The following is an 11,412-nucleotide window of genomic DNA, read 5'->3' as shown; positions in this document are numbered from 1 at the left end:
GGCGTGGTGCGTATGGTTGTGATGCATACGCATGGGGAGAATTCGGCTTGATCGACGAGCGTTAGCGACCAGATGGATCGGTGGGAGGTTCAGTCAGAATGGCGGCGGGTGTGGTCGGATTGATCATGGCTGGGCGATTGTATGCAGCGCTTCCATCCGCCTGATCCAGGCATCGAATCGAGCGCATTGTTGCCGAATGATCGGCAGTCCGATCTCAATGGCAGCAAGTGAACCGTGCAACGGTTTTTCATAGCCGGCGTACAGCTTCTGCAATCTTTTGCTCGGCGCGGTCATCGGGCTGTTGTTAATCGCTTCCGGCGTTTCAAACTCATTTCGTATGTGCAAAAAACGGTCTTCGAGGGCCGGCTGGTTGATCCCGACAGCTAACCCTGTTGGGCAACTGAATAGCAGACCCTCGAATTCATACATTTGCACGTAGGGAATGAATCGACGCATGGCTTCATCACCCAGTTTGTTCGCCAACTTCTCCACCATCGCTTCAAGCAGGCACTCAGCTTTTTCATCCATGGTGTTCCTGCCACCGGCATTCGCCTTGCCAGGGAATTCTTCGGGTAGGCCATAAAAGTCAAAAAACGTGGTGCAATATGCCTGACGGTCACCTAGCAGGCGCTTTTCAACATCGCTGAGCAGACGTTCGAAACGAAAGTTGCCGCCCTTGTGGCCGGGCTTCCCGATCAGCGCGGGCATCAGGTAAATATCCAAGTGCTGGAAGGCTAGAGCCAGCACCTCGTTGATGAACATCTCTTCTGTCTGGCCCTCGCAGATCACGTGGACTCGAATCATTTACGCGGCCTCCCGCCCAGGATGTTTTTCTCCCACAACTCACCTACCGAATAATCGTCCAGCCATGTTTCGAAGGCTTTTTCGTCGAGACGCTTGAAGACGGTTGCGCCTTTTTCCCGCTCGACGATGATCAGGTCGTCGATTGAAAACTCGTTCACCAGAGGCACTGACTGCGTTGAGACAATCACCTGCATTCGGGTGGAGGCTGATCGCAGCAGTGAACCCAGTAGGGTGATGGCGTAGGGATGCAGGCCGAGTTCCGGCTCATCAACGATGATGGTCGATGGCGGGTCGGGCTGGAGCAGGGCGGTTACCAGGCATATGAAACGGATCGAACCGTCCGACAGTTGGCTCGGCCAGAAGGTGTAGTCGCTGTCCTTCTGACGCCATTGCAGGTTGATCAGTTCTTCCTGGCTGTCCAGTCGCACAGGCTTGAGCACAAAGTCGTCGAAGAATGGAATCGCCAGTTGGATCGCTTTTCGGATCTGCTCATACACCTCAGGCGTTTCGGTGGCTAAACGATGCAGATAGGCCGCCAGGTTCGACGCGTCTGGACGCAGATAGTCGTCGATATGGGCCGGTCCGTAGCGTTTGACACTCGCGGTTTCGCTGGTGTCGTGGAAGTGGAAAACCTTCCAGCTGGAAATTGATTCGTAGCAGTCCGCTGCGACTTTGTTTTCGTAGGGTGCTTGGAATAATTTGATTTCGAACGCTTTTTTGAGATTGGCCTCCTGATGCCCGGAGCCCAGCGGAATCCACTTGGGCCCATCGATGGAGTCGTCAAAAAAAAGCCGTTCGTTGGAAAAAACAAAGTTACCTTCAACGGTCGGTTCCAACTCGAACTCATAGCCGTTCAAGCCAAAACGGACATAGGAACTGATCCGCTGGGTTTCCTTGACGCCTAAGCTGACGACGCGGTCCGCCGAGCCTTGTTGGGTCGTCCACTTTTTAAGGCGCAGCTCCATCATTTCGCTGAGCATGCGAAAGTAGGAAACGAAGCTGCTCTTGCCCGCACCGTTGGCACCCAGCAGCACGTTCAGGCTGCCCAGGTGCAAGTCTTCAAGATTCTTGATGGACTTGAAGCCTTTGATGGTGAGCCGGCTGATCGGGTTCTTTGTGCTCATTGCTGCTTGATTCCTTTCGCGGCGCTGCTTGTTGAGTGCAAAGCCGCTGTCGTTGATAGCTGTGGCGGATTTTGCCATTGATTTTGGACGCTGGCTTCCCGCTTGATGACGCCATCCTAACGTTAATTTTTACTAGCTAATACCGGTGCTTTGGCTCGTGGGCATGCAGTCACGGCAACGTCGCATTTCGATATGGATCAAGTGGCTGTCGCGTAGGTCGCAGTGTGGAGGCTGAATTGGGAGAAAGCTGCGTAGCTATAAAGACTGCTTCTCTTAGTCAAGGGCGGCTATCGGCCGATGGTGTTGAAAAAGTCGGTTTTCCCAAAGTACTCGAATATTGATGCATGAAAACACCTCTGTTGCACGCTGCTACGTGAAATCCGAGTCCTGAACCTTCTGCCAAAAATTCAGATTTCAATCTCAGGCGCGTACTTTTCTGGCGTGGAATTCAAAGCCGACTTTTTCAATACAATCGGCCAGAAGCGGACATTCCGTCTATTACAAACCAAGACCAGAACGCTTAGGGCTTGCGCTGGTTCGAACCTTTCTTGGAGGGTTCAGTGGCAGTATTTGCGCGATGGCAAATCCGACTTCGAAACAGGTGAAGCCAAGGATCAAAAAACTGGCTCCGTGGGCTACCGCGAATAGTTGCCAGATAGTGAACAGTATTCTCGCCAGTGCGTCATATAAACCAATGCTGCGGCTCGGCTCTCGTAGCCGCCAGAGCGACCAGACCACCACCACGCTGCCCAGCAGGTTGGCGAATAACATGGCGGTAACGTCCAGTGTCGGTACTGGTCGGTCCAATGCAAGCATGCCGGAGAGCACGGCGAAGCCTTTAAAAACCAATCCTGCGGTCCAGGGCGTCATAAAGCCCGCGGTAACTACCAAGTCATAGAAAGCGCTGACCCGGACAATTTGTAGATTTCTATTTACGCTGATCATAATGGCCCCTTACAGTTCGAGCCCGCAGGCTAAAGCCTGGTGTTAGGTCCAGAGTCAACGCGAGATTGAAATTTTATGAAGATCGGAGAAGTGGCAGCCCACATGGGGGTGTCAGTCGACGCCCTAAGATTTTATGAAGAGAAAGGCTTGATCAAGCCGCTTCGTGCTGCCAACGGCTATCGGTTTTATCCCGAGCAGACGCTGCAACTGGTGGGGTATATCAAGCTGGCGCAGCAGCTTGGATTTTCGCTAAGAGAGATTGGCGAAAATTTGCCATTGCTGTGGGAGAGCGAAGGTGCCTCCGACGACCTGTTGACTCAGTTATTTGAAGAGAAAATCGCTTTACTGGATGAGCGTATCGGACAAATGCAAACGCTGCGCAATCTCCTTGCCGAGCAAGCAGTGCAGATATGTCCGTTAATGGGCACCCGTCCAGCTGCCTCTGCCTGAATGACCGATCCCCTTGCGGGAAACCTTTCGCCACAGATCCGACCTTCCAGCCCCAGCCGTTCCCGCGCTACCTTCCACCGTCGCTTCCAATCCAGCGACCGGACCTGATAATCCGAAAACAATAGGCTCACTTACTTAGGAGCTTATCAATGAGCGTTTCTGATCAGTCGTACCCTCGCAATCCCGCAACTCACGCTCCCATCCACCTGGGAGGTGCCCAATGATCAACCCACCCCTCAACAAAACCCTCGGCGTCATCACCTTTTCCACCTGCGGCAAACAGCCCAACCTCCACCGTCTATTCCGCGTCAATTCCGGCGTGCCCATCCGCGATGCCTTGGAGCACGCCTCCGAGCTTCTCCACTGTTCAAAAATGCTGGCATTGGATGCAGCGATGGATACAGGCGCGGATCGTTTTGCTTGGGCAGCGCATTATTTGGGGGAGATGGCGAAGGCAGTGGTGGATGATTTGGCGAATGGGATGTTGCCAAATGGGGTGACGGAGGAGGGTGATTCGGTTGGGGTGTAGGCAGGTGGTTTGAGGGTGTCTGAGCCGGCGAATCGCAGGCAAGCCAGCTCCCACATTTGGACTGTGTTTCAGGCTCGGAGTGGGCGGTGAGCGATGAATCAGCTGGCCACCCACTTTTCTACAGGCGAAAAAAAAGACCTTGAATTTCAAGGTCTTTTTTTAAGATGGTGCCCCGAGGGAGACTCGAACTCCCACTCCTTTCGAAAACGGATTTTGAATCCGCCGCGTCTACCAATTCCGCCATCAGGGCTCAATGGCGGCGAAGTATAGAGATGAGATTACCGTTGGTCAATCACGTTTCATGGTCAATTTTCACTATTTCCGCTAGACTTCCCGGCCCTGCTAGACGAACCCCATCATGCGCGTTGCTGACTTTACTTTTGAGCTCCCTGATTCGCTGATCGCTCGCCACCCGTTGGCCGAGCGTCGCGCCAGTCGACTGCTGACCCTGGACGGGCCGAGCGGTGCCCTCGCACACCGTCAATTCACTGATTTGCTTGAGCATTTGCGCCCGGGCGATTTGATGGTGTTCAACAATACCCGGGTGATTCCGGCGCGGCTGTTTGGCCAGAAAGCCTCCGGCGGCAAGCTGGAAATTCTGGTGGAGCGGGTGCTGGACAGCCATCGCGTGCTGGCCCATGTGCGCTCCAGCAAGTCGCCGAAACCGGGGTCGAGTATCTTGATCAATGGCGGTGGCGAGGCCGAGATGGTCGCGCGTCATGACGCCTTGTTCGAGCTCAAGTTTGCCGAAGAGGTGTTGCCGATGCTGGAACGCGTCGGCCATATGCCGTTGCCTCCTTATATAGACCGTCCCGATGAAGACTCGGATCGCGAGCGCTATCAGACGGTGTACTCCCAGCGCCTCGGTGCGGTGGCGGCGCCGACGGCCGGGTTGCACTTCGACCAGCCGCTGCTGGATGCCATCGCCGCCAAGGGCGTCGAAAGCGCTTATGTGACCCTGCACGTGGGGGCCGGGACGTTTCAGCCGGTGCGTGTGGAGAACATTGAAGACCACCATATGCACAGCGAGTGGCTGGAAGTCAGCCAGGACGTTGTGGATGCGGTCAATGCGTGCAAGGCGCGCGGTGGGCGTGTGGTGGCCGTGGGCACCACCAGCGTGCGCTCGCTGGAGAGTGCGGCGCGCGATGGTGTGCTCAAGCCGTTCAGCGGCGACACCGATATCTTCATTTATCCGGGCCGGCCGTTCCATGTGGTCGACTGCCTGGTGACCAACTTCCATTTGCCGGAATCCACGCTGTTGATGCTGGTGTCGGCCTTTGCCGGTTACCCGGAAACCATGGCCGCTTATCAAGCGGCCATCGTCAACGAGTACCGCTTTTTCAGCTACGGTGATGCGATGTTTATCACCCGCAACCCGGCGCCGCGCGGCCCTGAGGACAACTTATGAGTCGTATGTCGTTTGAATTATTGGCCACCGACGGTAAAGCTCGTCGTGGTCGCGTGACTTTCCCGCGCGGCACCGTGGAGACCCCGGCGTTCATGCCGGTCGGCACCTATGGCACCGTCAAGGGCATGCTGCCGCGTGACATCGTTGCCACTGGCGCCGAGATCATCCTCGGCAACACCTTTCACCTGTGGCTGCGCCCCGGCACGGAAGTGATCAAGAAGCATGGCGACCTGCATGACTTCATGAAGTGGCAGGGCCCGATCCTCACCGACTCCGGTGGTTTCCAGGTGTTCAGCCTGGGCGCCATGCGCAAGATCAAGGAAGAGGGCGTGACCTTCGCCTCGCCGGTGGACGGTTCCAAGGTGTTCATGGGCCCGGAAGAGTCGATGCAGGTGCAGCGCGACCTGGGCTCCGACATCGTGATGATTTTTGACGAGTGCACGCCGTACCCGGCTGACGAAGACGTCGCGCGCATTTCCATGGAGTTGTCGTTGCGCTGGGCGCAGCGTTCGAAGAATGCCCACGGCGATAATACGGCCGCGTTGTTCGGTATCGTCCAGGGCGGCATGCACGAAAGCCTGCGCAAGCGCTCGCTGGAAGGCCTCGACAAGATCGGCTTTGACGGCCTGGCCATCGGCGGTTTGTCGGTGGGCGAGCCCAAGCACGAAATGATCAAGGTGCTGGATTACCTGCCGGGCCTGATGCCGGCTGACAAACCTCGTTACCTTATGGGCGTTGGCAAACCGGAAGATCTCGTAGAGGGTGTGCGCCGCGGTGTGGACATGTTCGATTGCGTGATGCCAACCCGTAATGCCCGCAATGGGCATCTGTTCATCGATACAGGCGTGCTGAAGATCCGTAACGCGTTCCATCGCCATGATGATTCGCCGCTGGATCCCACCTGTGACTGCTACACCTGCCAGAACTTCTCCCGTGCTTATCTGCACCATCTGGACAAGTGCGGGGAAATGCTGGGTAGCATGTTGAATACCATCCACAATTTGCGTCATTACCAAGTCCTGATGGCTGGTTTGCGCGAGGCTATTCAACAGGGTACATTGGCCGCCTTCGTCGATGCCTTCTATGCCAAGCGCGGGCTCCCTGTGCCGCCCTTGGACTGAGTTTCCCGACCCTAAGATTCACTATTTGCAACTGGAGTGCTAAATGAGCTTTTTTATCTCTAACGCCATGGCTGACGCCGCTGCGCCTGCCGCTGCCGGCCCGATGGGCGGTGGTTTCGAGTGGATTTTCCTGGTCGGCTTTCTGGTCATCTTCTACCTGATGATCTGGCGCCCACAGGCCAAGCGCGCCAAAGAGCAGAAAAACCTGCTGGGCAGCCTGCAGAAAGGCGACGAAGTCGTGACCACTGGCGGTATCGCCGGCAAGATCACCAAGGTTTCCGATGCTTTCGTGGTACTGGAAGTCTCCGACACCGTGGAAATGAAGTTCCAGAAGGGCGCCATCGCCGCCACGCTGCCTAAAGGCACGCTCAAAGCGATCTAAGTAACAACCTTTACCAATCGACGGGGCGCGCAAGGCGCCCCGCGTTATAAGCGGGCGGCGTGATGCTGAACAAATACCCTCTGTGGAAATACGTACTGATCCTGGCGGTGCTGGCGGTCGGTTTTATTTATTCCGCTCCCAATCTCTATCCTGATGACCCGGCGATCCAGATCTCTGGCGCCAGCACTTCGCTGCAGGTCAACCAGGCTGATCTGGAACGCGCGAGCAAAGCGCTCAACGACGCGGGCATCCAGGTTAAAGCGGCAACATTGGCGGCTGGTGCGAAGGGCGGCTTGTTGCGCCTTACCAAGCAAGAAGACCAATTGCCGGCCAAAGACGTCGTGCGCAAGGTCATGGGTGATGACTATGTTGTCGCACTCAACCTGGCACAGACCACGCCACAATGGTTGCGCAGCATTGGCGCGCACCCGATGAAGCTGGGTCTGGACTTGTCCGGTGGTGTGCACTTCCTGCTGGAAGTCGACATGGACAAAGCCCTCGACGCACGCCTGAAAGTCTATGAAGGCGACGTGAAGAGCCTGCTGCGCAAAGAGAAGCTGCGTTATCGCAGCCTGCCGCAGCTCAATGGCGCCATTCAGTTGGGCTTTGCTGACGAAGCATCCCGCGAACAGGCCCGTGCGCTGATCCGCAAGAACTTCAACGATTTCGACATCGTGCCAGCCGACTTGAATGGTCAGGCTGTGCTGCGTCTGGCGATGAGCCCGGCCAAGATCGCGGAAATCCGCGAATACTCCATCAAGCAGAACTTGACCACGGTGCGTAACCGCGTCAACGAGCTGGGTGTGGCCGAGCCGATCGTGCAGCGCCAGGGCGCCAACCGCATCGTGGTTGAATTGCCGGGCGTGCAGGACACCGCTGAAGCCAAGCGTATCCTGGGTAAAACCGCCAACCTTGAATTCCGCCTCGCGGCTGAGCCGGGTGCTTCGCGCGCCACTTCCGAAGAATTCGAATTCCGTGAAGGTAACCGTCCTCCGGCGCTGATCGAGCGTGGCTTGATCATCACCGGTGACCAGGTCACTGACGCCAAGGCTGGTTTCGATTCGCAGCACGGCACCCCTGAAGTGAACATCCGCCTGGATGGTCACGGCGGCGAACTGATGAGCCGCGCCACGCGCAGCAACGTCGGTCGCAGCATGGCGGTGATCTTCATCGAGCAGCGCCCTGTTACCACCTACACCAAGCAGATGGTCAACGGCGTCGAGAAAGACGTGCCGGTGCAGACCTTCAAGGAAGAGAAGAAGATCATCAGCCTGGCGACCATCCAGTCGCCGCTGGGTGCGCAATTCCGCATCACTGGCCTGAACGGCCAGGGCGAGTCCTCCGAGCTGGCGCTGCTGCTGCGTGCAGGTGGCCTGGCCGCGCCGATGTACTTCGCTGAAGAGCGCACCATCGGCCCGAGCCTGGGTGCCGACAACATCACCAAGGGTGTCGACGCGGCACTGTGGGGCATGCTGTTCGTGTCCTTGTTCATCATCGCCATCTATCGCTTCTTCGGCATCATTGCCACCGTGGCCCTGGCGGGCAACATGGTGATGCTGCTGGCGCTGATGTCGCTGCTGGGCGCTACGCTGACCCTGCCGGGTATCGCCGGTATCGTGCTGACCATGGGTATGGCGGTGGACGCCAACGTGCTGATCTTCTCGCGGATCCGTGAAGAGATCGCGGCGGGCATGACCGTACAGCGTGCAATCAACGAAGGCTTCGGCCGGGCATTTACCGCGATTCTCGACTCCAACCTGACCACTTTGCTGGTCGGCGGGATTCTCTTTGCCATGGGCACAGGCCCAGTCAAAGGTTTTGCGGTGACCATGTCCCTCGGTATCTTTACCTCGATGTTCACGGCCATCATGGTGACCCGCGCAATGGTCAACCTGATCTTTGGCGGACGTGACTTCAAGAAGTTGTGGATTTAAGGGGCTGCCATGTTACGTACAATCAACTTCATGGGCGTTCGCAACATTGCGTTCGGCGCCACCGTGCTCCTTACCGTTCTGGCCTTGTTCAGCTGGTTCCATAAGGGCCTGAACTACGGCCTGGACTTCACCGGCGGTACGCTCATCGAGCTGACCTACGAGAAGCCGGCCGACGTCACCCTGGTGCGCAACGAGCTGGTCAAGGCCGGCTATCACGAGGCGGTGGTGCAGAGCTTCGGCGCCACTACCGACCTGCTGGTGCGCATGCCTGGCGAAGACCCGCAACTGGGTCACCAGGTAGCCGAGGCCTTGCAGAAGGTCGGTGGCGACAACCCGGCATCGGTCAAGCGCGTCGAGTTCGTCGGCCCGCAAGTGGGCGAAGAGCTGCGCGACCAGGGCGGCCTCGGCATGCTGATGGCGCTGGTCGGCATCATGATCTACCTGGCGTTCCGCTTTCAGTGGAAGTTCGGTGTCGGCGCCATTGTGTCGCTGATCCACGACGTGATCGTGACCGTGGGCATCCTGGCCTACTTCCAGATCACGTTCGACCTGACGGTGTTGGCGGCGGTGCTGGCGATCATTGGTTACTCGCTCAACGACACCATCGTGGTATTCGACCGGGTTCGCGAGAACTTTCGCGTACTGCGCAAGGCAACGTTGATCGAGAACATCAACATCTCCACCACCCAGACGCTGCTGCGGACCATGGCCACGTCGATCTCCACCTTGCTGGCGATCGCGGCACTGATGATCTTCGGTGGCGACAACCTGTGGGGCTTCTCCCTGGCACTGTTCATCGGCGTGCTGGCGGGTACCTACTCGTCGATCTACATCGCCAACGTGGTGCTGATCTGGCTGAACCTGAACAGCGAAGACCTGATCCCTCCGGCCAGCACTGGCAAGGAGGTCGACGACCGTCCTTGATGGGCGTTTGTTGATCAGCGGTTACAAGAAAGGCGCGAGATTGAACTCGCGCCTTTTTTTTGGCTCCAAGGCTGGGTATAGCGCGGATCTTTCGATCCGTTTGTGATGGTCAGGAGGTTCAACGTGAACAAGTCGTTGCTGGTTGGTGCGGTATTGGGTGCTGTCGGTGTGACTGCCGGGGGTGCTGTTGCCACCTACAGCCTGGTAAAAAGCGGCCCTGAGTATGCGCAAGTGCTGGCGGTGCAGCCGGTAAAAACCCAGATTAAAACCCCGCGTGAGGTCTGCAAGGACGTCACAGTGACCCGGCAGCGTCCGGTGCAGGATCAGCATCAAATCGCTGGTACCGTCGTAGGCGCGTTGGCAGGCGGTCTGCTGGGTAACCAGATCGGTGGCGGTAACGGCAAGAAACTCGCCACCGTAGCGGGTGCGGTCGGTGGTGGTTATGCCGGTAACAAGGTTCAGGAAGGTATGCAGAACCGCGATACCTATACGACTACCCAGACGCGTTGCAACACCGTGAACGACATCAGTGACAAGGTGGTTGGCTACGACGTGCGTTACAACCTGGACGGCAAGGAAGGCACGGTGCGTATGGAGCGTGATCCAGGTGGTCAGATTCCAGTGGACAAAGAAGGTCGCCTGATCCTCGGTCAGAATCAGCAGTAATCTGAGTCTGGCGCAGGCCTCAAAGCTTGTGAGCTTCATAATGTGGGAGGGGGCTTGCCCCCGATAGCGGTGGATCAGTACCAGATATTCTGACTGACATACTGCAATCGGGGGCAACCCCCCCTCCCACACTTGTTAAGTGTTGCTGCTGATGCATGGACCTGGCTCAAATCCCAAGCATAAAAAAGCACCCCGAGGGGTGCTTTTTTATGCTCGCTCGCTTAGCGCTTCAGCGAAGCCGGCAGGTGCGGCTGGATCGCCGTCAGCACTGCTTTGAAGCATTTGGTGTTGCCGGCAACCACATGGCCTTTCTCAAGGAAGTCATGACCACCGGTGAAGTCGCTCACCAAGCCGCCCGCTTCCTGGATCAACAGGGCGCCTGCAGCCATGTCCCACTCCGACAGGCCCGACTCCCAGAACGCATCAAAACGACCAGCGGCAACGTAAGCCAGGTCCAGGCTCGCTGCGCCAGCGCGACGGATACCCGCGGTCTGGCCAACCAGGGCGCGGAACATGCCCAGGTAGTTTTCCAGGTTGTCCATTTGATCGTCACGGAACGGGAAGCCAGTGCCCAGCAGGGCGCCATCCAGGCTGGTGCGCCCGCTCACGCGCAGGCGACGGCCATTGAGCTGGGCGCCACGGCCACGGCTGGCGGTGAATTCTTCCTGGCGAACCGGGTCGAGAACGACGGCGTGTTCCAGGCGGCCACGGTATTTGCAGGCAATGCTCACAGCAAAGTGCGGGATGCCGCGCAGGAAGTTGGTGGTGCCATCCAGTGGGTCGATGATCCACAGGTAGTCTTCGCCTTCACCGCTGCCTTTGTGCAGGCCGGTCTCTTCACCGAGGATGCCGTGGGTAGGGTAGGCCTTGCGCAGGGCGTCGATGATTTTCTGTTCGGCGGCGCGGTCCACCTCGGATACATAATCCTTGGCGTCTTTTTCGTCGACCTTGATGGTATCCAGGCGCTCGATAGAGCGGAAGATCAATTCACTGGCGCTGCGGGCGGCGCGCAGCGCGATATTCAGCATGGGCTGCATGGATGTGTCACCTAAGGTTGTTAAAGAAAGCCGGGCATTCTAGCAGAAACTTTCTGCAGGTGAAGGACGACGTTAGCTTTCATGGCAT

General features: G+C 57.5%; 12 protein-coding genes and 1 tRNA gene. 8 read left to right on the top strand and 5 right to left on the bottom strand.

The genetic code is table 11. The features are described from left to right. Nucleotides 1–123: 123 nt before the first annotated feature. From C4J86_RS21560 to C4J86_RS21550, 3 genes are all read right to left on the bottom strand, one after another. Nucleotides 124–804, bottom strand: a complete 681-nt coding sequence (locus C4J86_RS21560) for a DUF4276 family protein (RefSeq protein ID WP_124371772.1) — start codon at nucleotides 802–804, stop codon at nucleotides 124–126. After that, nucleotides 801–2,006 (bottom strand): AAA family ATPase, encoded by a 1,206-nt coding sequence (locus C4J86_RS21555; protein ID WP_256681708.1) that lies wholly within the window; start codon nucleotides 2,004–2,006, stop codon nucleotides 801–803. The genes C4J86_RS21560 and C4J86_RS21555 overlap by 4 nt, the downstream gene beginning before the upstream one ends. 420 nt (nucleotides 2,007–2,426) lie before the next feature. Then, complete coding sequence (locus C4J86_RS21550; RefSeq protein WP_124371771.1) at nucleotides 2,427–2,873, bottom strand: hypothetical protein; 447 nt, start codon at nucleotides 2,871–2,873, stop codon at nucleotides 2,427–2,429. A 75-nt stretch (nucleotides 2,874–2,948) separates the two neighbouring features. Here C4J86_RS21550 and C4J86_RS21545 point away from each other — a divergent pair, with 75 nt between their 5' ends. Then, nucleotides 2,949–3,323 (top strand): MerR family transcriptional regulator, encoded by a 375-nt coding sequence (locus tag C4J86_RS21545; RefSeq protein ID WP_124371770.1) that lies wholly within the window; start codon nucleotides 2,949–2,951, stop codon nucleotides 3,321–3,323. Nucleotides 3,324–3,543: 220 nt separating this feature from the next. Next, nucleotides 3,544–3,852: a DUF3077 domain-containing protein gene (locus C4J86_RS21540; protein ID WP_076949885.1), complete on the top strand. Its 309-nt coding sequence runs from the start codon at nucleotides 3,544–3,546 to the stop codon at nucleotides 3,850–3,852. Nucleotides 3,853–4,017: 165 nt separating this feature from the next. Here the strand turns inward: C4J86_RS21540 and C4J86_RS21535 are convergent. Beyond that, nucleotides 4,018–4,102: transfer RNA gene (locus tag C4J86_RS21535), tRNA-Leu, on the bottom strand. A gap of 108 nt (nucleotides 4,103–4,210) precedes the next feature. On the opposite strand from C4J86_RS21535, the gene queA reads away from it, so the two are divergent. The 6 genes from queA (at nucleotide 4,211) to C4J86_RS21505 (ending at nucleotide 10,287) form a co-directional block, all read left to right on the top strand. Beyond that, nucleotides 4,211–5,260, top strand: coding sequence for a tRNA preQ1(34) S-adenosylmethionine ribosyltransferase-isomerase QueA (gene queA, locus C4J86_RS21530; protein ID WP_124371769.1), 1,050 nt, complete (start codon nucleotides 4,211–4,213; stop codon nucleotides 5,258–5,260). Between the two features lie 5 nt (nucleotides 5,261–5,265). After that, nucleotides 5,266–6,381: a tRNA guanosine(34) transglycosylase Tgt gene (tgt, locus tag C4J86_RS21525; protein ID WP_162279259.1), complete on the top strand. Its 1,116-nt coding sequence runs from the start codon at nucleotides 5,266–5,268 to the stop codon at nucleotides 6,379–6,381. A 43-nt stretch (nucleotides 6,382–6,424) separates the two neighbouring features. Beyond that, on the top strand, nucleotides 6,425–6,763 hold the full coding sequence (gene yajC / locus C4J86_RS21520; RefSeq protein WP_003175975.1) for a preprotein translocase subunit YajC: 339 nt from the start codon (nucleotides 6,425–6,427) through the stop codon (nucleotides 6,761–6,763). Between the two features lie 62 nt (nucleotides 6,764–6,825). Beyond that, complete coding sequence (secD, locus tag C4J86_RS21515) at nucleotides 6,826–8,697, top strand: protein translocase subunit SecD (RefSeq protein WP_124371768.1); 1,872 nt, start codon at nucleotides 6,826–6,828, stop codon at nucleotides 8,695–8,697. A 9-nt stretch (nucleotides 8,698–8,706) separates the two neighbouring features. Then, entirely contained in the window at nucleotides 8,707–9,621 is a 915-nt protein-coding gene (gene secF, locus C4J86_RS21510) for a protein translocase subunit SecF (protein ID WP_124368263.1), read from the top strand. A gap of 123 nt (nucleotides 9,622–9,744) precedes the next feature. Then, on the top strand, nucleotides 9,745–10,287 hold the full coding sequence (locus tag C4J86_RS21505; RefSeq protein ID WP_005791197.1) for a glycine zipper 2TM domain-containing protein: 543 nt from the start codon (nucleotides 9,745–9,747) through the stop codon (nucleotides 10,285–10,287). Between the two features lie 221 nt (nucleotides 10,288–10,508). Here the strand turns inward: C4J86_RS21505 and suhB are convergent, their stop codons facing one another. Continuing rightward, nucleotides 10,509–11,324 (bottom strand): inositol-phosphate phosphatase, encoded by an 816-nt coding sequence (gene suhB, locus C4J86_RS21500; RefSeq protein WP_003175971.1) that lies wholly within the window; start codon nucleotides 11,322–11,324, stop codon nucleotides 10,509–10,511. Nucleotides 11,325–11,412 lie beyond the last annotated feature (88 nt).

This window comes from Pseudomonas sp. R2-7-07, assembly GCF_003852355.1.
Taxonomy (GTDB): domain Bacteria; phylum Pseudomonadota; class Gammaproteobacteria; order Pseudomonadales; family Pseudomonadaceae; genus Aquipseudomonas.
Note: the sequence above shows the minus strand (reverse complement) of the source record. Positions and strands in the feature narration are given on the sequence as shown.